The sequence below is a fragment of the Mesorhizobium erdmanii USDA 3471 genome (genome assembly GCF_000472705.1).
In the GTDB taxonomy this organism is placed as follows: domain Bacteria; phylum Pseudomonadota; class Alphaproteobacteria; order Rhizobiales; family Rhizobiaceae; genus Mesorhizobium; species Mesorhizobium erdmanii.
On the sequence record NZ_AXAE01000022.1, the window covers coordinates 85484 to 108100 of the forward strand.

Sequence of the window (22617 nt, forward strand, 5' to 3'; positions counted from 1 at the left end):
ACGTTTCGTCGTTCAGTCGAATTCGGTGTGTCGCGATGGCCGCGATCGTCAGGCCGCGTGCAACTGGTTGGCCAGCACGTCGAAGGCGCCGAACAGGGCGCTGGCGCGCATTAGCCGTTGGTCACCATCGCGGTCGACGATCAGGGCGGGAACCCCCTCGGCGTTGAAGCGTGCCATATCAGCGCGCGCTGCCGAAACCCGGCTACGATAGGCGTCGAGAAGCGCCTCATCCGGGGTCTGGAGGCGCCGAGCGGCTCCGGTGAAGCCAGCTTCTACGAGGATTTCGGCAACCACATTGAGGTCGGAATTGTTGCGTCCATCTTGGTAACGGGCGCGCTGCAGCGCCTTCAATGCTTCGAGTTCGCGCGCGGGCTCCATGAGACAGACCGCGACCAGGCCGAGCGTGGCCGGCGCGGAGTCGAACAGGCCACCGGTCGCACCAAGCACCTGCTCGCGATAGGCATCGGAAAAGGGCTGGCCGGTAAGCCGCGCGATGCGTTGGTCGTTCTGCCAGGCATAGGCGGCGAAATGGCTGTCCATCGGACGCGAAGCTTCGCCGGCGAACAGGCCGGTCGGCGCCAGATCGAGCGTCACTCCGTTGAGTTGCGACAGTTTTTCCAGCACGGGACTGGCGCCGTAGCACCAGCCGCAAAGAGGGTCGAAAAGGTAAGTTATGCGCATATCCGTCTTCCCGTATATCCGATGGTAAGATACGCGATCGAGATTGCACAGAATATACCGACTAACTATATGCACTGTGCGCTATTCGCATACAATGTGGAGTCACGGCATGGAGACGATCAATCTCAATCGGCTCGCCTATTTCGTTGCTGTGGTGGACGCAGGCTCGTTCACGCGTGCCGCCGCGCGGCTCGGCATCACCAAGACCGTCGTAAGCCAGCAGGTGGCCCGGTTGGAGGCGGACCTGCAGACGAGCCTTCTCCTTCGGACGACCCGTCGTGTCGAGCCCACTGAAGCTGGGCGGTTGCTGCACGCGCGGTCGGTCATTATCCTACGCGAAGCCGAGGATGCCTTCGGCGAAGTTGCGGAGGTAACGACGAACCCGATTGGGACGTTGCGGATCGCGGCGCCGAACGACTTCGGTACGTCGACCGTTGCACCGCTGCTGGCAAAATTCTGTCGGACCTATCCTGCCTGCTCGGTCGACCTCGTCTTGTCGGACGCCAAGATTGACCTGATCGCTCACCACATCGATGTGTCGATCCGGGTCGGTTGGCTTGACGATTCCAGCCAGCAGGCGCGCCGGATCGGCGCATTCCGGCAGTTGCTCGTCGCGGCGCCCGACTTAGCTCGCACGATTTCCGCCGATGTCCCCGACAACATTGACCAGCAGCCATTCATCGCCAACGGCGCGTTGCGTGAGCCGCTGGTTTGGCATTTCTCGCGCGCCGACTTCGACCGCCGCACGGTCCGTATGCGGCCGGCGATGACAATCAACGCGACCCCAGCCGTACTTGCCGCGACACTGGCCGGAGGCGGCCTGTCGGTACTGCCGGATTTTCTGGTTGCTGACCCGTTGCAGACAGGCGCGCTCGTCCAGATTCTGCCCGACTGGTCGCTGCCGTCGGGCGGCATCCACACGGTCTATCCCGCCGCCCGGTTTCGTCCGCCAAAAGTGACTGCCTTTGTCGCCATGTTGGAAGCCGAAGTGAAGCGACCGCCGATCGCGCCACACGGATCGACGACGTCCTGACCGACTAACTCTTGTCTCCACCGCCGGAGCTGTGCTCGACGACACGATCGCCCGCCGCTCACAGGATTGGAAAAATGATTGCCATGGGCGGCATTACCGAGGTCGGGCGAGCCGCGAGCACCCGATAGTGGACGGGCAGCTTCTAGCGTCCGACAAGCCTTCGCGGACATTCCGCTGGCTGAGATTAACATTTCCGACTAACCAGCCCTCGGCCGCTTTGCGCCAGTTCTGGCGTCAGGCAAGCTTTGCTTTGTCAGCTGGCGGTGAATGGCATCGCTAGGCTTGCAGCTTTCGGCCGCTCACCGACAGCAAACACGGCGCTTGCCTCGCTGACGATCGAGACGTGATTCTTGGCTGCGGTTCCGGCTGCGGTCCCATCGCCGCGCAGGATCGCAGTGACGATGGCGTCATGCTCCTGCCAGGATTTGGCCAGCCGACCGGCCAGCCTAAACTGGGCGCGGCGGAAGGGGGCCAGCCGGCTGCGCGTCATCGCAGTCAGTTCCTGGATGTGCGTGCTGTGGGCGCCGCGATAGAGCCTGCTGTGGAACTCGGTGTTGAAGTATTCATAGTCTTCCTCGGCGCCTAGCCGCACCAGCCGCGCCGAGGCCTGGTGCTCGGTCTCGAGTGCGCGGCGTTCGCTGCCGCTCATGCGCTCGGCGCAGAAGCGCGCGCATATACCTTCCAGCTCGGCCATGCTTTCGAACATCGAAGTGAGATGCTCCTGGGTGACGACGGCGACGATGGCGCCCCTGTTGGGCCGCCGCTCGACGAGGCCCATGGCGCTGAGCTGGCCGAGCGCCTCGCGCACCGGCGTGCGTGACACCTCGAAGCGGGCGGCAAGCGAAACCTCATCGAGCTTTTCGCCGGGAACCAGCACCCCGGTGACGATACGGTCGCCGATCGCCCTCACCATCTGATCGACGGTCGTGCCCGACCGGATCAAGCTGCGCTTTCCCGACAAATGTGCTTCGCCTCCCCATGCTTCGCCGTATCAAGCCGTGGAACCCCGCGGCCAAACGGCACGATCCGACTCAGGCCTGATCCTCTATGCCTATGTTTTAATCTGCCTGTCAAATTGGCTGTTTTCAAGGCAGAAAGTGTATGCAATTGCCTTTCACTTGTGCATTGCCTGCTGACGCAATCTTTGATTTTATTAGATAAATTTTACGATTTGAACTGGCATGGCGATTGCATGCACTTTCCTTGAAAGATGTTAACCGACCCGGAAGGGGTCCTACAGGGGAGCATAAGATGACCGACCGATTCATGCTTAGCCGCCGCCAGTTGCTCAAGACCACCGCAGCCGGAGCCGCACTCGGACTTACCTCCGCCTTCCCCGTCAGCAAGGCGTTCGCCGCAGCCGCCACCGTCGGCTTCATCTATGTCGGGCCGAAGGACGACTATGGCTACAACCAGGCCCATGCCGAGGGTGCCGCGACGTTGAAGGGCATCGAGGGCATCACCGTCGTCGAGGAGGAGAATGTGCCGGAGACGGTCGATGTCCAGAAGACGATGGAATCGATGATCAATCTCGACGGCGCCTCGCTGATCTTCCCGACGTCGTTCGGCTATTTCGATCCGCACATGCTGGCCATGTGCGCGAAATTCACCAACGTGCAGTTCCGCCATTGCGGCGGCATGTGGGACAAGGCCAAGCATCCGATGAATGCCGGCTCCTATTTCGGCTATATCGGCATGGGCCAGTATCTCAACGGCGTCGTGGCCGGCCACACTTCGAAGACCAAGAAGCTCGGCTTCGTCGCCGCCAAGCCGATCCCGCAGGTGTTGCTCAACATCAACTCCTTCCTGCTCGGCGCGCGCTCGGTCGATCCGACCATCACTTGCCAGGTCATCTTCACCGGCGAGTGGTCGCTGGCGGTCAAGGAAGCGGAAGCCACCAACGCGCTGGTCGACCAGGGCATCGATGTCGTCACCTGCCATGTCGACAGCCCGAAGGTGGTGGTCGAGACGGCAGCCGGGCGCGGCGCCTTCGTCTGCGGCTACCACGCCAACCAGAGCCCGCTGGCGCCTGAGAAATATCTCACTGGCGCCGAGTGGAACTGGGCCAAGGTCTACAAGATGTTCGTCGACGATCTCGTCGCCGGCACGCCGCTGCCGAACTTCACGCGCGGCGGCCTGGCAGACGGCTTCGTCAAGATGAGCCCGCTCGGCCCCGCCGTCGGCGAGCCGGCGCGCAAGCAGTTCGACGCCACCCTAGCCGAAATGATGAAGGGCGGATTCGCCGTCATCAAGGGTCCGCTGAAGAGCAACAAGGGCGCTGTCGTCGCCACCGAGGGCCAGGCCTTCGTCGAGACCGCCATCGAACTCGAAAGCATGGACTATCTGGTCGACGGGGTCGTCGGCTCGACCGCCTGATCTTGAGGGGAGCGCGGCGATGGTGGACACGGTGACAAGCGCCGGCATGCCGGCAGTATTCGGCGCCAGCGGCTATCCGGCGGCGCTGGAATGGATTGCGCGGCGGGCGGAGGCTTTCGTCATTCCGCTCGTGGCGCTCGTCGTCGGCATGGCGCTGTTCAGCCTGTTCATTGCGCTCGTCGGCAAGTCGCCGATCCTGCTCTACGAGACCATGTGGCGAGGCGGCTTCGGCTCCTGGTTCTCCGTCCAGAACTCGCTGTCGCGGGCCGCACCGCTGCTTTTGGCCGCGCTCTGCGTCGCGCTGCCGGCGCGGCTTGGCCTCGTCGTCATCGGCGGTGAAGGCGCCATCGTGCTGGGCGGTGTCGCTGCCGCTGCCATCGGCGTGGCGCTGAACGGCGCGCCTTGCCCAATCGTCATCCTTGCCATGGGCGTGGCGGGCATGGCCGCCGGCGGCATCTGGATTGGTGCCGTCGGCGCGCTGCGCCACTACCGGGCCGTCAACGAAACCATCTCCAGCCTGCTGATGGCCTATATCGCTATCGCGCTGATGAACCAGCTGGTGGAAGGGCCGCTGCGCGATCCGGCCTCGCTCAACAAACCCTCGACGCAACCGCTGGCGCAGATCTACCGCATCGGCAACATTCCAGGCATGGACGTGCATTGGGGGCTGGTCGTCGGCGTGGTTGCCTGCATCCTCTCCTTTGTGCTCATCGAAAAGACCCGCTGGGGCTTTGCCGCGCGCATCGCCGGCGGCAATGTGCGGGCCGCGCAGGTGCAGGGGTTGGCCGTCGGGCCGCTGATCGTCGGCTTCACGGCGCTTGCCGGCGGTTTTGCCGGGCTGGCCGGCATGCTGGAAGTCGCCGCCGTGCAGGGCAGTGCGAATGCCTCGTTGGCCGCCGGCTATGGTTACACCGGCATCCTCGTCGCCTTCCTGGCCCGCCACAATCCGCTGGCCATTATTCCGGTGGCCTTCCTGCTTGGCGGCATCGACGCCTCGGGCGGGCTGATCCAGCGCCGTCTGGACCTGCCAGACGCCACCGTGCTGGTGCTGCAAGGTCTGATCTTCATCGTCATCCTGTTCAGCGAAACCTTCTACGGCCGCTTCAAGGCCTTCAATCCAGACCTCTGGAAGAGGCCCGATCTCCTAGGGGGGACTGCCTGATGGACGCGACCGAGATCGGCCTCTGGGGCGTGCCGCTGGCCATCCTGGGCGGCGCCATCCGGGTGTCGACACCCTTCATCTTCGTCTCTCTGGGCGAGGCGATCACCGAGCGTTCGGGCCGCATCAATCTGGGGCTCGAAGGCACGCTCGTCTTCGGTGCCATGACCGCCTATGCGGTGGCGGTGATGACCAACTCGCCCTGGATCGGCCTGGTCGCCGCTGCCTTCGCCGGCCTGTGCTTCGGCCTGTTCCATGGCTGGATCTGCAAATTCCCGAAAGTCAACGACATCGCCATCGGCATCGCGCTGATGCTGTTCGGCTCTGGCCTGGCCTTCTTCTTCGGCAAGCCGTTCATCAAGCCGAAGGCGCCCAATTTGCCGGCCATCCCCTTTGGCCGCTGGTCCGACATTCCGCAGGTGCAGGCGGCGCTCGACGTCAACGTGCTGTTCCTGATCGGCGCCGTATTGTCGGTCATTCTGTGGTGGGCGTTCCGCAACACCCGAGCCGGGCTCATAGTGCGCGTCGTCGGCGACAGTTCGGACGCGGCACGCGCCATGGGCCTCAACCCCGACACGGTGCGGCTGCTGGCCACCGGCGTCGGCGGCGCACTGGCCGGCATCGGCGGCGCCTATCTGTCGCTCTACTATCCCGGCAGCTGGACCGAGCGCATCTCGTCGGGCCAGGGCCTGATGGCGGTGGCGCTGGTCATCTTCGCGCGCTGGAACCCGCTCGGCTGCTTTGCCGCGGCCCTGCTGTTCGGCGGCGCGGGCGCGCTTGGCCCGGCGCTGCAATCGGTCGGCGTCACGCAAGGCTACTATCTGTTCTACGCCGCTCCCTACATCCTCACCCTCATCATCATGATCGCCACCTCGTCGCCGACCCGCTCGCTTGCCGGTGCGCCGGGCGAATTGTCGATCACCAAATGAGAGTTGGCACCAAATGAGACTTGGCACCAAATGACTGGAGTTTTGCCTATGAACGCCAGAGCCGAAATCACCCAGCACACCATCGATGCCGAGCCCTATCCCTGGCCCTACAATGGTGACCTGCGGCCCGACAACACGGCGCTGATCATCATCGACATGCAGACCGATTTCTGCGGGCCGGGCGGCTATGTCGATCATATGGGCTACGATCTGTCGCTGGTGCGCGCGCCGATCGAGCCGATCAAGGCGGTGCTCTCGGCTATGCGGGCCAAGGACTACACCATCATCCACACGCGCGAGGGGCACCGGCCCGATCTCGCCGACCTGCCGGCCAACAAGCGCTGGCGCTCGCGCCGCATCAACGCCGGCATTGGCGATGCCGGCCCGTGCGGGCGCATCCTGGTGCGAGGCGAGCCGGGCTGGGACATCATCCCCGACCTTTATCCGATCGAGGGCGAACCGATCATCGACAAGCCCGGCAAGGGCTCGTTCTGCGCCACCGACCTGGAGCTGATCCTCAATCAGCGCGGCATCGAAAATATCGTGCTGACCGGCATCACCACGGACGTCTGCGTGCACACCACCATGCGCGAGGCCAATGACCGCGGCTATGAATGCATGATGCTGGAGGATTGCTGCGGGGCAACCGACCACGGCAACCATCTGGCGGCGATCAAGATGATCAAGATGCAGGGCGGCGTCTTCGGCACGGTGTCGAATTCGAAGGCGCTCGTTGCGCAACTGCCGTGAGGGACCGCGATGAGTGACAGCGTGAGAAGAGCGGTCGGCGTCGAAACCATCGGCATGACCATGCGTTTCGGCGGCTTCACGGCGCTGGACGCCGTGTCGGTGAAGGTGCCGGCGGGCTCGTTCCACGCACTGCTCGGCGAGAACGGCGCCGGCAAGTCGACGCTGGTCAAGTGCATGATGGGTTTTTATCACCCGACATCAGGCGACATGCTCGTCGATGGCCGTGAGGTCAAGATCGCCAGCCCGAAGGACGCCTCGGCGCTTGGCCTCGGCATGGTCTACCAGCATTTCACTCTGGTGCCGTCGCTGACGGGCGCGGAAAACCTCGTCATTGCGCGCGAGAAGGTTCCCGGCATCATCGACTGGCGCAAGGAGCGTGGCGATCTCGCCGTGTTCATGGAGCGCATGCCGTTCAAGCTGCCGCTCGACGTCAAGGTGGCGGAGCTTGCCGCCGGCGAGAAGCAGAAGCTCGAAATCATCAAGCAGCTCTATCTCGGCCGCTCCTTCCTGGTGCTGGACGAGCCGACATCGGTGCTCACCCCCGGCGAGGCGCAGGAGGTGCTGGGGCTGGTGCGCGACATGACAAAAGCAGGCGACCTCACCGTGCTGATGATCTCGCATAAATTCCATGAGGTCACCGCCTTCGCCGACGATGTCAGCGTGCTGCGCAAGGGCAAGCTGACGGGAACCGGCCGGGTCGCCGACCTTGAGCACAAGGCAATGGCGACGATGATGATCGGCGACCAGCCGATCGCCGTGCTCGACAGCCGTGCGGCGCCGAAAGCCGATGCCGAGATCGTGCTCAAGGTCAGGTCGCTGAGGGCGCCTGACCGCACCGGGCTGAAATCGATCAAAATCGCGGATCTCGGCGTGCGCTCGGGCGAGATCGTCGGCATCGCCGGCATTTCCGGCAACGGCCAGAAGGAATTCCTCGAAGTGCTGGCCGGCCAGCGTCCGCGCGACGCGGGCGAGGTGCTGGTGCGCGGCTCCGCCTATGCGGCGACGCGGGCCGAGGCGCGCGCGCTCAATGTGCGGCTCATTCCAGAGGAGCCGCTGAAGAATGCCTGCGCGCCGAAAATGACGGTGGCCGAGAACATCTCCTTCCGCACCTTCGACATGGACGGCAATGGCCGGCCGGTGAGCTGGATCAACGCCCGCGCCATCCGCTCCTTCAGTGCCAGGCTGGTCGAGCAGTTCAAGGTCAAGACCGCCTCGCTGTCCTCGCCGATCGCCTCGCTCTCGGGCGGCAATGTGCAACGCGCGGTGCTGGCGCGCGAACTGACCGGCGCGGTCGATCTGCTGATCGTCTCCAACCCGTGCTTCGGCCTCGACTTCTCGGCGATCGCCGAAATCCGCGCCCGCATCATGAAGGCGCGCAATGCGGGTGCGGCCGTGCTCTTGATGTCGGAGGACCTCGACGAGTTGCTGGAACTGTCCGACCGGATCTTCGTCATGTCGGACGGTGCGCTGGTTTACGAGACGCCGATCGCCGGGGCGAGCGTTCAGACTATTGGCGAGCATATGGCAGGACATCACTGATGGCGGAAATCGATGCGCAGCCTTTCGCCTTTGCGTTCAGGCCCGACACGATGGCGCTGGTCGTCATCGACATGCAGCGCGACTTCGCCGAGCCCGGCGGCTTCGGCGCCAGCCTGGGCAACGATGTCAGCCGCGTCACGGCGATCGTGCCGACGGTGAAGCGGCTGATCGAGGGCTGTCGCGCTGCCGGCCTGCCGGTGATCCACACCATGGAGTGCCACCGTGCCGACCTTTCCGACTTGCCGCCGGCCAAGCGCAATCGCGGCAATCCGTCGATCCGCATCGGCGATGCCGGGCCGATGGGCCGCGTGCTGATCGTCGGTGAGCCCGGCACGGCGATCCTCGACGAACTCAAGCCGCTGCCCGGCGAGATCGTCATCGAAAAGCCGGGCAAGGGAGCATTCTATGCGACCAACTTCGGTGACGAACTGAAGCGGCTCGGCGCGCAGCAACTGGTTTTCGCCGGCGTCACCACCGAGGTCTGCGTGCAGACGACGATGCGCGAGGCCAATGATCGCGGCTATGAGTGCCTGCTCGCCGAAGACGCGACGGAAAGCTATTTTCCCGAGTTCAAGGCGGCGGCTATCGCCATGATCCGGGCGCAAGGCGCCATCGTTGGCTGGACGGCAACGACCGACCAGGTACTGCAGGGACTTGCCAATGGCTAATCTGAGTTTTGCCGGCCTCGTCGGTGGCGGCTGGCGCGACCTGGCGTTCGAGCCTTTTCGCGAGGGTATCACCGTGCACTGGCTGCTGAAGGGCGGACCCGTCGAGCCGTCGGTGGCGATCCTCGACTACCGGCCCGGCGCCGGCGTGCCGCGCCATCGCCATGTCGGGCTTGAAACCATCGTCGTGCTCGAGGGCACGCAGAGCGACGAGAACGACGACTATTCAGCCGGCAGCGTCATCCTGAACCCGGTCGGGACCGAGCATTCGGTGTGGACCAAGGACGGCTGCGTCGTGCTGATCCAGTGGGACTTGCCGGTGATCATTCTGGGGGAGGCCAAATGAGCGAGATTCGTTTCGATATTGGCAGTCTGCACGCGGCCTATGCCAGCGGTGTCACTGTCGCGGACATGATCGATGCCGTGCATGCCCGCATCACAGCGGCTGACGATCCCGGCATCTTCATCCACCTCGCCACAAAGGCGGACATGCTGGCTCAGGCGCGGGAGCTCGGACCGTTCGATCCGGTGGGCAAGCCGCTGTGGGGCGTGCCGTTCGCGGTCAAGGACAATATCGACGTCGCCGGCATGCCGACGACCGCCGCCTGCGCCGAATATGCCTATGTGCCCGACAAGGACGCAACCGTGGTGGCACGGCTGAAAGCCGCCGGCGCGCTGGTGGTCGGCAAGACCAATCTCGACCAGTTCGCGACCGGCCTGGTCGGCGTGCGCACGCCGTATCCGATCCCGAGGAACGCCGTCGATGCCAGCCTGGTGCCCGGCGGTTCGTCTTCGGGATCCGCCGTTGCGACGGCGCGCGGCATCGTCTCCTTCGCGCTCGGCACCGATACGGCCGGGTCCGGCCGCATCCCCGCCGGCCTCAACAACATTGTCGGGCTGAAGCCGACGGTTGGCGCACTCTCGGCCGCCGGCGTGGTGCCGGCCTGCCGCACGCTCGACTGCATCTCGGTGTTCGCGCTGAACGTCGACGACGCCTACTCCGTCTTCACGGCCGCGGCGGCCAGGGATCCGGCCGATGCCTATTCACGTGCGATCAAGGTCCCTGCCCTTGCCCCGCGCCCGCCGGTGCTGAGCGTCGGCGTGCCGGCGAAGGCGGATCTCGAATTCTTCGGCGACGCCTCGATGCAGGCCGGCTTCGAGGCGGCTCTTGGCCTTCTGGAAAAGCTTGGCTGCCAGCTGGTCGAAGTCCCCTTCTCCGATTTCTACGCCACTGCCAATCTTCTCTATGAAGGCGCCTGGGTTGCCGAACGCTACGCGGCGATCCGCGCCTTCATGGACGCCAACGAAGCGGCCATGCATCCGGTGACGCGCAAAATCATCGGCGGTGCGCGCGGGTTGTCGGCGGCCGATGCCTTCAGGGGCCTCTATGCGCTTCAGGCCTACAAGGCGAAGCTCGCGCCTGTCATTGCTTCGGTCGACCTGATCTGCGTGCCGACCGCGCCGACGCATTATGGGCTCGATGCGGTGCTTGCGGATCCGGTCGCCACCAACAGCCGGCTCGGCACCTATACCAACTTCGTCAATCTGCTCGACATGTGCGGCATCGCCGTGCCGACCGGCAAACGCGGCGACGGGCTGCCGATGAGCGTGACGTTGCTGGCCATGGCGGGCAAGGACTGGCTGACGGCCGCACTGGCCCGCGACATCCATGCCGCGAGTGGACTTCCGCTTGGCGCAACCGGCTGGCCGCAGCCGGGAAGTGCATTGCCTGGCAACATTGCGCGGGACCAGACGATCGATCTGGTGGTGGTCGGCGCGCATCTTTCGGGGATGCCGCTTAACGGTCAGCTAAGGGATCTAGGCGCCCAATTCTCGAGAGTTACGAAAACCACACCTGCCTACCGGCTCTACGCTCTTGCCGGCCAGTCCGTGCCCAAGCCGGGCCTCGTCCGGGTCTCCAGGGATGGCATGCGAATAGATGTCGAGGTCTGGCGGCTTGACCCGGAAGCCTTCGGACGGTTCGTCGCCGCCATCCCCCCACCGCTGGGCGTGGGAACGATCGAACTCGAGGACGGCAGCGCGGCCAAGGGGTTCCTGGTAGAAACCGCCGGCCTAGCTGACGCTTCCGATATCTCCGCCTATGGTGGCTGGCGCAGTTTTGTCAGACGCGACCAAGAAAAGGCCAATCTTCTGGCGACCTAGCAACCTCGGCGGAGTCTTCGACCGTGTCTACTTTCACGAACGGCGAAGGTGAACTCAATGGCCGACATTGGGCGCATTCCAGTCCGGCGACTTTGGGGTCGTGAGCGGTCGATCTGCTTATGGAGTGATATTGTCGAGAAACGGTCGTTGCTTTGATGAACTTGCAGAAGCCGGGAGGAGCGTCGCTCCTCCCGGGACGCCCGTGCTATCTGGTCGGCTGTTAAGGCCTCGTGCGAAAACAAGTTAGGCCGAGATTTGATCTGGCTCACGCCTGAAAGGCCAAGGCCAATGCGCGGTTTACAGCGACCAAGTTTATCCAGCTTTCGCCGAGCATCGCTCTGCCATCCTTGGTTGACCCACACCGAGGCATAGCCCGCCTTCGTCCAAGCGGATAATGTCGGAGAAGTGCTTCACCGTCCTGTGGACGCCGGCTGAGCAGTTCGGAGACTTTCCCGCGCCGATATCCGCGGAGGCAAAAGACTGACGATCTCGACGGTAGAATAAAGCCCTCTCGGTCACTGTTTGCCATTACTTTCGTGTGCGATATTACTCAAGAGATTGCCGCTATTTGCTCCTGGCCAAGCTTTCCGCAAGCCAGCCAGATGGCGAGCGCCGCCACGCCACCGACAATGCCATCCAAGGCATAGTGCCATCCACGATGCCTGCGGATCGGAGCATTGGGCGCGAAGAACATCATCAGAATTCGCCCGGCTACTTGCGCGGGTCCGATGACCGCCAGGACGGTGACGACGCCAGCAGTAACCAGTCCTCGTTCTGGCAGCAGCGGATAGAGGCGGAAGGTTAACGCGGCGAAGGCTGCCTCGTAACCGACGAGCGCCACCACCAGCGCGCAGAACACCGGGCGGCGCATCGCCCACACCACGGCCTTGCGGCCCGCTAGCGGCGGGGCCTCGTGCCGCTGGCGCGCCGGAACCGGATAGTCCTTGGCTGGGTCGATAGCGAGGAAGTAGAGACCGCCGCAGATCACGATGTTTATCGCGCCGAGAACCACAAGCGCGTCACGCCATCCGAACATGCTGATGAGGAGTTGGATGAGCGGGATGAAGACGGTGCTCGCGAAGCCGCCCCACAACGTCAGGGCCGTGATGCCACGGCGGGCGTTACCAGATCCGACACGCCGCGCGATTACGGCAAACGCTGATTCGTAGAAGTTAGCGGCCTGCAGGCATCCGATCGTTGCGACGATGGCATAGAAGACGAAGACGTTCGACACCTGCGACCAGACGAAGAGCATGAGCCCCGCGCCCACCGCCGCACCGCTCATCACGATGCGGCCATGGCCACGGTCGACCAGGTTCAAGTGAATCTCGTATCTGTTTGAACCTGGTCAGCCGGCTGATGAACAAAGGAGCTATTGAACCCTCAAAGCCAAAGCCGAGGGCGCCTTCCGGATCGGCCCCGACCGGCTCCGCAAACTGGACCAACTGACGACCGCAACCTACCGTCATCAGAACGCTGTTCATCGCCCTCGCCCATCTGTTGCTCAAGACACGAATTGTCGCAAAACTCCGAGCTGAACTAACCACCCTGCCCCAAGCGGTTGTCGCACCGGGCGCAACGATCAAGGCATCCATAAATGACCGCCTCGCCTCCCTTTCTCGGCCTCCCCGATCGCCTCGCCGACGGCCGCACGCCCCGTGCCGTGATCTTCGGAGCCGGCCACGGCAGCACCTATCCCGGCAAGGACAGCAGCGGCCATGCCTTGGCGGCCGACGCCATCCGGGCAGCCAGCCAGGGTGATGCCCCGCTTCTCGAGCACTGGGATTTCGATCTCTGCGGCCCGTTGTTCGACGGCACGCCGGTCTGTTGCGTCGACGCCGGCGACATCTCGACTCCCCTGCACGACAATGCCGGCAACCGGGCCCGGATCGAGGCGAAGACGCGCGGGGTGCTGTCCTTGCCGGCGGTGCCGATCCTGCTTGGCGGTGACGATTCCGTCGTCATCCCTTTCCTTGCCGGCTTCGCCGATCACGGGCCGGTCTGGATCCTGCAGGTCGATGCCCATATCGACTGGCGCGACGAGGTGCATGGCGAACGCTACGGTTATTCGAGCCCGATGCGTCGGGCGAGCGAGATGCCGCATGTCGCCGGCATGGTGCAGGTCGGGCTGCGCAGCGTCGGCAGCGCGCGCCGCGCTGAAATCGAAGCGGCGCGGCACTATGGCAGCCGTTTCGTGACAGCGCGTGAGGTCCATGCTCAGGGCGTGGGAGCCGCCCTTCAGCATATTCCGGAAGGCGCGCGGGTCGTCGTCACCTTCGACTGCGACAGTCTCGACCCAGGAATCATGCCGGGCGTGGCGGCGCGTACGCCCGGCGGCCTCTCCTACACGCAGGCGATCGATCTGATCGCGGGGCTCGGCAAGCACGCCAAAATCGCCGGGTTCGACCTTGTGGAGCTCTATCCGCCCGCCGACATCGACGGCCTGTCGGCGCTGACCGCCGCGCGCCTTCTCGTCAATGTGATCGGCACAATCGTCCGGCAGAGCGGCTGAATGCTGGTTCGAGCGTCCTTGTCCGAGCCGGCGCGATCGCGCCGGCTAGCGGCCCACATTAATCCAGTAGCTCAGCGAACGCGTCGCGCCTGGCTCGATCAGCATCACGCCGGGCTTGTCGCTGAATTCGCCGTCGAAGTCGACGGGGCTTGCGATGCCATGCCAGGGCTCGATGCAGAGGAACGGCGCGCCGCCAGGCTTGGACCAGATGCCGAGTTCTTCTGCCCCCTGCCATGACATCTCGATCGCCGGACCATGGTCCGCGGCGTAGCGCACGCTGGTGCTCGCGGGCCGATCCAGGATGACGGCGTCGTCGTCGAACAGGCTTTCGGCCAGTGCCAGCGTCCTGCCTTCGATTGGCGTCGGCCGGGATGCTGGCAACAGCAGCCCATCCTTGAGGCGGCGAATTGGCTGCGGCTCAGCCACGGCAAAATCAAGCCGATAGGCTTCCTTGGAAAGCTCGGGCAATAGCGGCCAGTTGAAGGCCGGATGCGCGCCAACCGAAGCCGGCAATGGCTCGTCGCCGGTGTTGGTGACCTCCAAGGCCACAGCAAGCTGCTGGCGGCCCAGCGTATAGGTCGCGGCAAGGCGAAACGCGAAGGGATAGTGCGCGCGCGTATCGGCGTCGTCGGTGAGCACCAGCGTGCAGGACCGAGGCCCCCTCTGCGCCCACACAAACGGCTTGTCGCGGGCGAAGCCGTGCTGCGTCATCGGGTAGGTCCGGCCGCGATGGCGCAGTTGGTCGCCCTTCAGCCGGCCGACAATCGGGAACAGCACCGGCGAATGGCGCCGCCACTCCGGCCCGGCCTGCCACAGGAACTCAAATCCTTGCGCATCCTGCAGCGAAACCAGTTCGGCGCCCTGCCCGACTATGACAGCCGAGATGCCGTCGCCGTGAAGCGTATGGCTGTCCTGTTCCATGTGTCCTCGTGGTTTTGAAGGCTGTCGCGAGGCAGACTAGCAAAGGCTCTTGAGGACTCAAGCCGCACTTGGTCCTGCCGGAACGGATTGTGGCCGGAGGATCTCTCCTCCGGCCACCTCTCCGCATCAAGGGCGAGAACCCCGCCCTTGCCCACGGCGGACAGTCGTTACTCGCGCTCGCCGGTGAAATTCAGCAGCAGCTGGAAGATGTTGATGAAGTTCAGATAGAGCGAAAAGGCGCCGAAAACGGCCAGCTTCTGACGCGATTCAGCGTCGAAATTCTCGGCATACTGTTCCTTGATCGTCTGCGTATCCCAGGCGGTCAGGCCGATGAAGACGGCGATGCCGATCACCGAAATGGCGAACTGCAGCGCGGTCGAGCCAAGGAAGATGTTGACGATGCTGGCGATCACAACGCCGATCAAGCCCATGATCAGGAACGACGAGAACTGCGTCAGGTCGCGCCTGGTCGTGTAGCCATAGAGGCTGGTAGCGCCGAACATGGTGGCGGCGATGAAGAAGGTACGCGCGATGCTGGTTCCAGTGAAAACCAGGAACACGGAAGCGAGCGACAGGCCCATCACAGCGCAGAAGGCCCAGAACATCATCTGCGCGCTGGCCGCCGACATGGTCTGCATCTTGAACGAAAACAGCAGGACGAAGGCGAGCGGCGCCAGCATCACCACATACTTCAGCGGGCTGGAGAAGATCGGGACATAGAGCGCCGGCGTCGACGACACCATGAAGGCGACCAGGCCGGTGACCACGAGGCCAAGGCCCATATAGTTGTAGACGCGCAGCATGTGCTGGCGCAGGCCCTCGTCGAAGACGGCTCCGGCCTGAGCGCCGGTGCCGACGCGATATCCCAGATTGGGCGTGTTCATTCTCAGTCTCCTTTGTGGATCGGTCAGTAGAGCGTTCTGGCGAGCGTCTCGGCGGCGCGGTCGAGGTCATGAACCCCGCTTTTCGCGACCACCGCGTAGGCGACTTCGCCGATCTGGAAATAGGCCGAGGAAATATCGCCCGAGGGCGCGACGGTCGGCTTGACCACGTCGAAGGTTCCCGGCCGGATCGCAAACAGCGACACCAGGCCCATGTCCCCGGTGTCGACCGCCATCTCGACGCTCGGGCCGAAGCGCGACGGATAGATCTGGACGTCGCGTACCTTCCAGTCCTTCGGCAGCGACGGCATGACGATGGCGGTGGCGGCCCGGATCTCGCCGGCATTGTAATTGGGCGCCACCGGCTGCGAAGGCATGGTTTCGCGCACCAGCGTGGTTCTGTGCGCGCGCACCGCCTCATCGACATAGGCAGGCGGCTGCGGCGAAGCGACGACCTTGGTCACCGACATCGGACCGATGATGCCGTTCGCCAGCCAGCCGGCGGCAACGAAAGCGGCAACCGCGGCAGCGCGCTGCAAGGCGCCGAAGATGCGACCACGGACAAGCCCCCTCTCCAGCCGGCGTGCCGCGTCAGCGGTCGCCGGTCGCGCCATGCCTTTCGAGCCGGCAAGCGCCACGCGCAGTTCGTCACGGGTCCGCAGATCCGACATCACGCGTGCGGCGGCCCCCGGACGTGTCGACAGGAATGCCTCGACCTCGATGCGGCGGGTGACATCGAGCTGCTCGTCGACATAAGCGTCGAGATCGGCGTCGGTGACCGGGTCGACAAGAGCGTTCATTGCTCACCTCCGACAATCCTGAGATGGTTCTTGCCGCGCCCCGGAGCGGCGTCCTCCATCTGGCGCAAGGCGGCACGCGCCCTGCCGATGCGCGACATCAACGTGCCCAGCGGCACTCCGGTCGCATTGGCCGCCTGCTGGTAGGAAAGCCCTTCTATGGCGACCAGATGCAGCGCCGAACGCTGCTCTTCGGGAAGGTTGAAGAAGGCATCCCGCACCTGCGCCAGGCGCACCGAATGCTCCTGCGGTGCCGGCGTGGCGGTGTCGATGAGGTATCCGGCCTGCTCGATCCGTGCCGCTTCCGAGCGGCGCGAACGCATGCGGTCGACGAACGCGTTATGGACGATCGACAGCAACCAGCCCCGCAGGTTTCCGCCGGAGCGGAAGGTGCCGCGACGCTCATAGGCGCGTACCAGAGCGTCATGCACGAGATCCTCGGCATCCGCGCTGTCGCGCGTCAACGACTGCGCGTAGCGCCGCAACGATCCGAGCTGTCCAATGATGTCAAAGCGTGGCATCGACCGTTTCATGCCCTGTTTACGGAGCATGTGGGGATTTTAATCCCGAGCCGTCCGGTTTTTCTTGTGTCGGATCAGCCGCCTCGTTCGCCGCGCCTCGCCCAGCCTGGCTTTCAGGGGCGAAGTGGTTTTGCCGATTTGGGAAAAGTTACGCCGCAGGCGCGCAAGACCCATCTGCGGCCGTCGCTGCGAAAATCCGTGACGCTCAGTGGCTCGATATCGATCTTCCGGCTTGCGGCAAGCGGCGCACCCAAAACATGCAGGATCGCGGTTCGAATCACGCTGGCATGGGTCAGCGCGATTGTGTGGCCCCGCTCGGCCACCAAGCGGTCCATGAAGTCGGACGAACGATGAGCGACGTCGGCCAGCGACTCGCCGCCATGCGGTGCTGCGTGGGGGTCCGTGAGCCATGCAGCGATGCCCTCAGGCTGTTGCGCCTGGACGTCGTCAAATCCCTTCCCGGCCCAGCTTCCATGGTCCTGGTCCGCCAGAAGCGGGTCCACCGATCCATCCAACGCCAGTGCGTCCGCGGTCTGGCGGGCGCGAAGCGCCGGCCCTGTCCAGACACGGTCGGCACGGCGCAGCATGCCGCGCATCGCCTTCGCCAGCGTCAGCGACCGCGGTTCCAACGGCTCGTCGAGCGGAAACGACCCCCGCCGGGTCGCGGCCGTGGCGCCGTTGCAGATCATCGTCAGCCTTACGAGCATCAGGCAGCAATCCCTTGAACCGCTTTCGAAGCGACGCATACGCTGCGTAGCGGCTATCGTTTCGATCGAAAGGCCGTGCCCTGGGCGCCGCCTTATGTTTTGCGCAACTAAAAGCGCTGGTGCATCACCTTCGATTTGCGTATCACTCCGCCGCGCAAACGGAACCAGAATGATGTTCGAAGACCTGCAGCCAGCCCCCGCCGACAAGATCCTGGCCCTGATCGGCCTCTACCGCGCCGATCCGCGCACCAACAAAGTCGATCTCGGCGTCGGCGTCTACAAGGATCGCGACGGCAAGACGCCGGTTATGCGTGCGGTGCGCGAGGCTGAAAAGCGGCTGCTGAACAGCCAGGACACCAAAACCTATCTCGGCCTTGCCGGTGATTCCGGCTTCAACGCGGTGATGGCCAAGCTCGCCTTCGGTCCGGGCGCGGACATGACGCGTATCCGGGCGGCGCAGGCGCCTGGCGGCTCCGGGGCGCTGCGCCTGGTGGCGGAATTGCTGAAGCGGACGCGTGCGGACGCCACTGTCTGGCTGTCGGACCCGACCTGGCCTAACCATATGCCGGTGATGCGTGCCGCCGGCCTGCAGATCCGCGAATACCCTTATTTCGATGCGGCTTCGGGATTTGTGCGTTTCGACGACATGCTGGCGGCGTTGCTGACGGCAGAGCGCGGCGACGTGGTGCTGCTGCATGGCTGTTGCCACAATCCGACCGGCGCCAATCTGGATGCGGCCCAGTGGCAGGCCGTGACCGATCTGGTCGTCGAACGCGGACTGCTGCCCTTCGTCGACATCGCCTATCAGGGCTTTGGCGATGGCCTCGAGGCCGACGCGCTCGGCCTGCGCCTGCTGGCTGCGAAAGTGCCCGAAATGGTTGTCGCGTCGAGCTGCTCGAAGAATTTTGCCGTCTACCGCGACCGTGTCGGCGCGGCGATGGTTCTGGCCAGGGACAGCGCGCAGGCCGATGTGGCTATGAGCCAGATTCTGTCGGCCGCACGCGCCATGTATTCGATGCCGCCGGACCATGGTGCAGCCGCGGTGCGCATCGTGCTCGAAGACGCCAGCCTCCGCGCCGACTGGGAAGCCGAGTTGGAAGAGATGCGCCTGCGCATGCTTCGGCTGCGCGTCCAGTTCGCCGAGGCGCTGCGCCGGCAGTCCAACTCCGACCGCTTCGACTTCGTCGCCAGCCATCGCGGCATGTTCTCGCGGCTTGGCCTGACGGAAGCGCAGGTCGAGCGGCTGCGTGCCGAACATGGCGTCTACATGGTCGGCGACAGCCGCATCAACGTCGCCGGACTGCCCGAGGATGGGATGGACGAACTCGCCAAGGCGATCGTCTCCGTGCTCGACTGAAGCGGCTCGCCTGTGGACAAGCCCTCCTGGCCGGCTGACAGCGTTGGCCGCGCGCCGGGCGGCGCGATAGCATACGCTCTATGACGCCATCCAAGGACATTTCGCGCCTGATCGAGATCATGGCGGCGCTGCGCGCGCCGAAGACCGGTTGCCCGTGGGACATCGAGCAGGATTTCTCGACCATCGCGCCCTATACGATCGAGGAAGCCTATGAGGTGGCGGATGCCATCGCGCGCGGCGACCTCGACGATCTGCGTGACGAGCTCGGCGATCTCCTGCTGCAAGTCGTCTATCATGCGCAGATGGCTGAGGAAGCCGGTGAGTTTGCCTTCCCGGATGTGGTCCAGGCGATCACGACGAAGATGATCCGTCGCCACCCGCATGTCTTCGGCGACGAGAAAGCCCGCAGCGCCGGCATGGCCAAGGGCATGTGGGAAAAGATCAAGGCGCAGGAAAAGGCGGAGAAGCGGCGAGCCCGGCTCGCGCGCGGCCTCGACCCGGAAGACAATGGCAAAGGGTATCTGGACAGCGTTCCCGTCGCCCTGCCCGCACTCACGCGAGCACTCAAATTGCAGGAGAAGGCCGCCCGTGTCGGCTTCGACTGGAGCGAGGCAGCCCCCATCCTCGACAAGATCGAGGAAGAGATCGGCGAGTTGCGCGAGGCATTGGCCAAGGGCGACACGGCCTCGATCAAGGACGAGTTCGGCGACATGCTGTTCGCCGTCGTCAATCTCGGGCGACATCTCAAGCTCGATTCGGAAGCGGCGCTGAGCGGCACCAACGAGAAATTCAGGTCGCGCTTCCACTATGTCGAACAGGCTTTGGAAAAGTCCGGCAACACGCTGGAGAAAGCCACCTTGGCCGAGATGGAAGCGCTCTGGCAGGAAGCAAAAACTGCAAATTAAGCTCGGCAAGGTCCGATGGGAAACCGCGATACAGCTTTGCTGGAATTGCCTTGGGTTAGCCGTTGTTTTTACGCCGCAATCGGCTTTCGATCTCTTCGCGGGCGCTTTGCGTGGCCTTGAGCGAGATGGTGGCGCTGCCGTCTTCATTGTCGGTGCGCGAAACGATATCGCCATTGCGATAGAGCCAGTCGACAAGACCGAACTGCGCTGGCTCGATCGTTACCGTCAGGTCTTCGAGCTCGCCAGCCATGCGTGTCTCGACGAGCGCTTTCAGCGCGTCGATGCCCTCGCCTGATATCGCCGATACGGCGATCGGCGGACCCCTGCTGCCATCGGCGGCATCGGCAAGCAGCCTGTTCCTGTTGCCTTCGTCCAGCAGATCGATCTTGTTCCACACTTCGATGACGCGCTTGGTATCACCGGCGTCGACACCAAGGTCGGCCAGGATGCGTTCGACATCCTCGGCCTGTGCCGCCGTGTCGGGATCGGAAATGTCGCGCAGATGGATGACGAGATCGGCCTCGACCACCTCTTCCAGCGTCGCGCGAAACGCCGCGATCAGATGCGTCGGCAGGTCCGAGATGAAACCGACCGTATCCGAAAGGATGATCGGCGTACCATGCGGCAGGCGCACGCGGCGCAACGTCGGGTCGAGCGTGGCAAACAGCATGTCCTGCGCCAGCACATCCGCTCCAGTCAGCCGGTTGAACAGCGTCGACTTGCCGGCATTGGTGTAGCCGACGATCGCCACCACCGGGAACGGCACTTTCTTGCGCTTGGCGCGGTGCAGGTCGCGGGTGCGACGCACCGTTTCCAGCTCGTGCTTCAGCTTGATGATCTTTTCCTGCAATTGCCGCCGGTCGGATTCGATCTGGGTTTCGCCGGGACCGCCGAGGAAGCCGGCGCCGCCGCGCTGGCGCTCGAGGTGGGTCCAGCTGCGCACTAGGCGCCCTTTCTGGTAGTTGAGATGGGCGAGTTCGACCTGCAGCGTGCCTTCCTTGGTTCGGGCGCGCTCGCCAAAAATCTCGAGGATCAACCCGGTGCGGTCGAGCACCTTGGCGTTCAGTTCCTTTTCGAGATTGCGTTGCTGCACGGGCGTGAGCGGATGGTCGACGATGACCAGTTCGGCTTGCCCCTCTTTGACGATCTCGGCGAACTCCTCGACCTTGCCGCTGCCGAGCAAGGTCGCCGGGCGTGGATCGTTGACAGTCACGACTGCCGTATGGATGGGGTCGAGGTTGATAGCCCGGGCAAGGCCGACCGCTTCGTCATGGCGAGCGTCGGCCGATCGCGTCAGTCGCGGACGGTTCGTGTCGTCGTCGCCGCGCGGCTGGCGGGCAAGCACAGGTACGATGACGACAGCCCGGGTCGGCCCCTTGGCTTCCGTCCCGGGATGATGCGCTGGTTTTCCGCGAACCGTGCCGTCCGCGTCCTTCTCACGTGCCAATCAGGCGCCCTGGCTTTCCTCGCCATCGAACATCTGAACCGGTTGGCTCGGCATGATCGTGGAAATGGCGTGCTTGTAGACGAGTTGCGAGTGACCGTCGCGGCGCAGCAGCACACAGAAATTGTCGAACGAAGTGACCACGCCGGTCAGCTTCACGCCGTTAATGAGGAAGATGGTGAGCGGGTTCTTGCTCTTGCGAACTGAATTCAGGAACAGGTCCTGAAGGTTTTGCGATCGTTCCGCCATTGTTCTTGTCTTTCGCCGATCCCCTTCGGTTTACAAGCCAATGCGCCAAATTGTCGGGCACATGTCAAGCTCGCAAACACCGTCTTGTCGTCAGTAACGACAAGCAGAACGAGATATATTGATGTTCATTCCACCTGTGCGGTTATCAGGCTGGACTTTTTTCCGCAATGTCAAAAAAGGCTTGCCGCAACGAAAGTGTCACAGAGCCTGGGTGACCGTTGGCCACCGGATCGCCGTCAATGGCCACGACAGGCATGGCAATTGTCGTTGCGGAGCTGATAAACGCCTCGCGCGCCGCCTTGGCCTCGGCGACGGAAAAGCCTCGCTCTTCGATCTTCAGGCCGAGCTTCGCCGCAACCTCGAACATGGTGGTGCGAGTTATACCACGCAGGATGCCGTGTTCGGCCGGCCTGGTGACCAGGACGCCGTCCCGGGTGACGATCCAGGCGTTAGACGAGCCGCCTTCCTTGACGTTGCCGGCGGTATCGACGAACCACGCCTCCTGCGCACCGGCCTCCTTGGCCTTCTGCTTGGCCAATACATTGGGCAGCAGACCGACACTCTTGATGTCGACCCGGTCCCATCGGTTCTCGGGCACGGTGATGACCGCGATGCCGGTCTCGGCTCGCTTCGCACCAGCGGCGGGGTCCGCCTTCCTGGCGGTGACCACGAGGGAGGGCTTGGTGTCCGCCGACGGGAAGACAAAATCGCGGCTGGCAACACCGCGCGTCACCTGCACATAGACCAGACCGTTGACGACATGGTTGCGATTGACCACCTCGCGCAGGATCAGCGGCAGCACGTTGCGCGCGACCGGCCAGGCGATCGACAGTTCGGTCAACGAGCGGTTGAGCCGGGAAAGATGGCGCGGCATGTCGACGATGAAGCCCCGCGCCACCTCGCAGACCTCATAGACGCCGTCGGCGAACTGATAACCGCGATCCTCGATATGCACGGAAGCGTCCGCGTGAGCGACGTAGCGCCCGTTGACATAGGCAATGCGTGGCATTGGCGACCCCTGGAAATTC

Annotated in this window: 23 protein-coding genes; 12 read left to right on the forward strand and 11 right to left on the reverse strand. The window is 64.0% G+C overall.

Translation table 11 applies throughout. The annotated features are described in order from the left end of the window. Positions 1-48: 48 nt before the first annotated feature. Positions 49-681, reverse strand: coding sequence for a DsbA family protein (locus A3AU_RS0118790; RefSeq protein ID WP_027054237.1), 633 nt, complete (start codon positions 679-681; stop codon positions 49-51). Positions 682-790: 109 nt separating this feature from the next. On the opposite strand from A3AU_RS0118790, the gene A3AU_RS0118795 reads away from it, so the two are divergent. Beyond that, positions 791-1714, forward strand: coding sequence for a LysR family transcriptional regulator (locus A3AU_RS0118795; RefSeq protein WP_027054238.1), 924 nt, complete (start codon positions 791-793; stop codon positions 1712-1714). Between the two features lie 253 nt (positions 1715-1967). On the opposite strand, the gene A3AU_RS0118800 is transcribed toward A3AU_RS0118795, so the two are convergent. Then, entirely contained in the window at positions 1968-2657 is a 690-nt protein-coding gene (locus tag A3AU_RS0118800) for a GntR family transcriptional regulator (RefSeq protein WP_027054239.1), read from the reverse strand. A 308-nt stretch (positions 2658-2965) separates the two neighbouring features. Here A3AU_RS0118800 and A3AU_RS0118805 point away from each other — a divergent pair, with 308 nt between their 5' ends. The 8 genes from A3AU_RS0118805 to atzF are packed head-to-tail and all read left to right on the forward strand — an operon-like array spanning position 2966 to position 11295. Continuing rightward, complete coding sequence (locus A3AU_RS0118805; RefSeq protein WP_027054240.1) at positions 2966-4090, forward strand: BMP family ABC transporter substrate-binding protein; 1125 nt, start codon at positions 2966-2968, stop codon at positions 4088-4090. Positions 4091-4136: 46 nt separating this feature from the next. Then, the gene (locus A3AU_RS0118810; protein WP_051355402.1) at positions 4137-5252 is read left to right on the forward strand and encodes an ABC transporter permease; all 1116 of its coding nucleotides are present in this window, start codon (positions 4137-4139) and stop codon (positions 5250-5252) included. Further along, a complete protein-coding gene (locus A3AU_RS0118815; protein ID WP_027054242.1) occupies positions 5252-6178 on the forward strand; it encodes an ABC transporter permease in 927 nt (308 codons plus the stop codon). The genes A3AU_RS0118810 and A3AU_RS0118815 overlap by 1 nt, the downstream gene beginning before the upstream one ends. 48 nt (positions 6179-6226) lie before the next feature. Continuing rightward, positions 6227-6928, forward strand: a complete 702-nt coding sequence (biuH, locus tag A3AU_RS0118820) for a biuret amidohydrolase (protein WP_027054243.1) — start codon at positions 6227-6229, stop codon at positions 6926-6928. A 9-nt stretch (positions 6929-6937) separates the two neighbouring features. Beyond that, positions 6938-8467, forward strand: coding sequence for an ABC transporter ATP-binding protein (locus tag A3AU_RS0118825; protein ID WP_027054244.1), 1530 nt, complete (start codon positions 6938-6940; stop codon positions 8465-8467). Then, positions 8467-9135: a cysteine hydrolase family protein gene (locus A3AU_RS0118830; RefSeq protein WP_027054245.1), complete on the forward strand. Its 669-nt coding sequence runs from the start codon at positions 8467-8469 to the stop codon at positions 9133-9135. The genes A3AU_RS0118825 and A3AU_RS0118830 overlap by 1 nt, the downstream gene beginning before the upstream one ends. Next, positions 9128-9478: a cupin domain-containing protein gene (locus A3AU_RS0118835; protein WP_027054246.1), complete on the forward strand. Its 351-nt coding sequence runs from the start codon at positions 9128-9130 to the stop codon at positions 9476-9478. The genes A3AU_RS0118830 and A3AU_RS0118835 overlap by 8 nt, the downstream gene beginning before the upstream one ends. Then, the gene (atzF, locus tag A3AU_RS01000000135655) at positions 9475-11295 is read left to right on the forward strand and encodes an allophanate hydrolase (RefSeq protein WP_032917655.1); all 1821 of its coding nucleotides are present in this window, start codon (positions 9475-9477) and stop codon (positions 11293-11295) included. The genes A3AU_RS0118835 and atzF overlap by 4 nt, the downstream gene beginning before the upstream one ends. 550 nt (positions 11296-11845) lie before the next feature. Here the strand turns inward: atzF and A3AU_RS01000000135660 are convergent. After that, positions 11846-12616: an MFS transporter gene (locus tag A3AU_RS01000000135660; RefSeq protein WP_051355401.1), complete on the reverse strand. Its 771-nt coding sequence runs from the start codon at positions 12614-12616 to the stop codon at positions 11846-11848. Between the two features lie 276 nt (positions 12617-12892). Here A3AU_RS01000000135660 and A3AU_RS0118850 point away from each other — a divergent pair, with 276 nt between their 5' ends. Then, positions 12893-13807 (forward strand): agmatinase, encoded by a 915-nt coding sequence (locus tag A3AU_RS0118850; RefSeq protein ID WP_027054247.1) that lies wholly within the window; start codon positions 12893-12895, stop codon positions 13805-13807. 45 nt (positions 13808-13852) lie between these two features. On the opposite strand, the gene A3AU_RS0118855 is transcribed toward A3AU_RS0118850, so the two are convergent. The 5 genes from A3AU_RS0118855 to A3AU_RS01000000135665 form a co-directional block, all read right to left on the reverse strand. Continuing rightward, a complete protein-coding gene (locus tag A3AU_RS0118855) occupies positions 13853-14728 on the reverse strand; it encodes an aldose 1-epimerase family protein (protein WP_027054248.1) in 876 nt (291 codons plus the stop codon). A 167-nt stretch (positions 14729-14895) separates the two neighbouring features. After that, a complete protein-coding gene (locus tag A3AU_RS0118860; protein WP_027054249.1) occupies positions 14896-15612 on the reverse strand; it encodes a Bax inhibitor-1/YccA family protein in 717 nt (238 codons plus the stop codon). A 23-nt stretch (positions 15613-15635) separates the two neighbouring features. After that, a complete protein-coding gene (locus tag A3AU_RS0118865) occupies positions 15636-16409 on the reverse strand; it encodes an anti-sigma factor family protein (protein ID WP_027054250.1) in 774 nt (257 codons plus the stop codon). After that, positions 16406-16957 (reverse strand): sigma-70 family RNA polymerase sigma factor, encoded by a 552-nt coding sequence (locus A3AU_RS0118870; protein ID WP_027054251.1) that lies wholly within the window; start codon positions 16955-16957, stop codon positions 16406-16408. The genes A3AU_RS0118865 and A3AU_RS0118870 overlap by 4 nt, the downstream gene beginning before the upstream one ends. A gap of 83 nt (positions 16958-17040) precedes the next feature. Then, entirely contained in the window at positions 17041-17634 is a 594-nt protein-coding gene (locus A3AU_RS01000000135665) for a histidine phosphatase family protein (protein WP_032917676.1), read from the reverse strand. Positions 17635-17806: 172 nt separating this feature from the next. Between A3AU_RS01000000135665 and A3AU_RS0118880 the strand changes: the two genes are divergently transcribed. Together A3AU_RS0118880 and mazG are read left to right on the forward strand one after the other, a co-directional pair. Then, positions 17807-18991: an amino acid aminotransferase gene (locus tag A3AU_RS0118880; protein WP_027054252.1), complete on the forward strand. Its 1185-nt coding sequence runs from the start codon at positions 17807-17809 to the stop codon at positions 18989-18991. Between the two features lie 80 nt (positions 18992-19071). Then, the gene (mazG, locus tag A3AU_RS0118885) at positions 19072-19896 is read left to right on the forward strand and encodes a nucleoside triphosphate pyrophosphohydrolase (protein WP_027054253.1); all 825 of its coding nucleotides are present in this window, start codon (positions 19072-19074) and stop codon (positions 19894-19896) included. A 55-nt stretch (positions 19897-19951) separates the two neighbouring features. Here mazG and hflX read toward each other — a convergent pair whose 3' ends face one another. The 3 genes from hflX to A3AU_RS0118900 all read right to left on the reverse strand — a co-directional run bounded on the left by hflX (position 19952) and on the right by A3AU_RS0118900 (position 22598). Continuing rightward, the gene (hflX, locus tag A3AU_RS0118890) at positions 19952-21343 is read right to left on the reverse strand and encodes a GTPase HflX (protein WP_027054254.1); all 1392 of its coding nucleotides are present in this window, start codon (positions 21341-21343) and stop codon (positions 19952-19954) included. Beyond that, positions 21344-21589 carry an RNA chaperone Hfq gene (gene hfq / locus A3AU_RS0118895; RefSeq protein ID WP_006202172.1) on the reverse strand — a complete coding sequence of 82 codons (246 nt, stop codon included), beginning with the start codon at positions 21587-21589 and terminating at the stop codon, positions 21344-21346. 145 nt (positions 21590-21734) lie between these two features. Further along, a complete protein-coding gene (locus A3AU_RS0118900; protein ID WP_027054255.1) occupies positions 21735-22598 on the reverse strand; it encodes a D-amino-acid transaminase in 864 nt (287 codons plus the stop codon). Positions 22599-22617 lie beyond the last annotated feature (19 nt).

Bases quoted from the DNA above. Each gene is read 5' to 3' on its own strand.
- A3AU_RS0118850 (WP_027054247.1), top strand. From the start codon at position 12,893: ATGACCGCCTCGCCTCCCTTTCTCGGCCTCCCCGATCGCCTCGCCGAC.
- A3AU_RS0118810 (WP_051355402.1), top strand. From the start codon at position 4,137: ATGCCGGCAGTATTCGGCGCCAGCGGCTATCCGGCGGCGCTGGAATGG.
- atzF (WP_032917655.1), top strand. From the start codon at position 9,475: ATGAGCGAGATTCGTTTCGATATTGGCAGTCTGCACGCGGCCTATGCC.
- biuH (WP_027054243.1), top strand. From the start codon at position 6,227: ATGAACGCCAGAGCCGAAATCACCCAGCACACCATCGATGCCGAGCCC.
- A3AU_RS0118870 (WP_027054251.1), bottom strand. From the start codon at position 16,957: ATGCTCCGTAAACAGGGCATGAAACGGTCGATGCCACGCTTTGACATC.
- mazG (WP_027054253.1), top strand. From the start codon at position 19,072: ATGACGCCATCCAAGGACATTTCGCGCCTGATCGAGATCATGGCGGCG.
- A3AU_RS0118835 (WP_027054246.1), top strand. From the start codon at position 9,128: ATGGCTAATCTGAGTTTTGCCGGCCTCGTCGGTGGCGGCTGGCGCGAC.
- A3AU_RS0118860 (WP_027054249.1), bottom strand. From the start codon at position 15,612: ATGAACACGCCCAATCTGGGATATCGCGTCGGCACCGGCGCTCAGGCC.
- A3AU_RS0118865 (WP_027054250.1), bottom strand. From the start codon at position 16,409: ATGAACGCTCTTGTCGACCCGGTCACCGACGCCGATCTCGACGCTTAT.
- A3AU_RS0118795 (WP_027054238.1), top strand. From the start codon at position 791: ATGGAGACGATCAATCTCAATCGGCTCGCCTATTTCGTTGCTGTGGTG.
- A3AU_RS0118855 (WP_027054248.1), bottom strand. From the start codon at position 14,728: ATGGAACAGGACAGCCATACGCTTCACGGCGACGGCATCTCGGCTGTC.
- A3AU_RS0118880 (WP_027054252.1), top strand. From the start codon at position 17,807: ATGTTCGAAGACCTGCAGCCAGCCCCCGCCGACAAGATCCTGGCCCTG.
- hfq (WP_006202172.1), bottom strand. From the start codon at position 21,589: ATGGCGGAACGATCGCAAAACCTTCAGGACCTGTTCCTGAATTCAGTT.
- A3AU_RS0118790 (WP_027054237.1), bottom strand. From the start codon at position 681: ATGCGCATAACTTACCTTTTCGACCCTCTTTGCGGCTGGTGCTACGGC.
- A3AU_RS0118825 (WP_027054244.1), top strand. From the start codon at position 6,938: ATGAGTGACAGCGTGAGAAGAGCGGTCGGCGTCGAAACCATCGGCATG.
- A3AU_RS0118830 (WP_027054245.1), top strand. From the start codon at position 8,467: ATGGCGGAAATCGATGCGCAGCCTTTCGCCTTTGCGTTCAGGCCCGAC.
- A3AU_RS01000000135665 (WP_032917676.1), bottom strand. From the start codon at position 17,634: ATGCTCGTAAGGCTGACGATGATCTGCAACGGCGCCACGGCCGCGACC.
- A3AU_RS0118805 (WP_027054240.1), top strand. From the start codon at position 2,966: ATGACCGACCGATTCATGCTTAGCCGCCGCCAGTTGCTCAAGACCACC.
- A3AU_RS0118900 (WP_027054255.1), bottom strand. From the start codon at position 22,598: ATGCCACGCATTGCCTATGTCAACGGGCGCTACGTCGCTCACGCGGAC.
- A3AU_RS0118815 (WP_027054242.1), top strand. From the start codon at position 5,252: ATGGACGCGACCGAGATCGGCCTCTGGGGCGTGCCGCTGGCCATCCTG.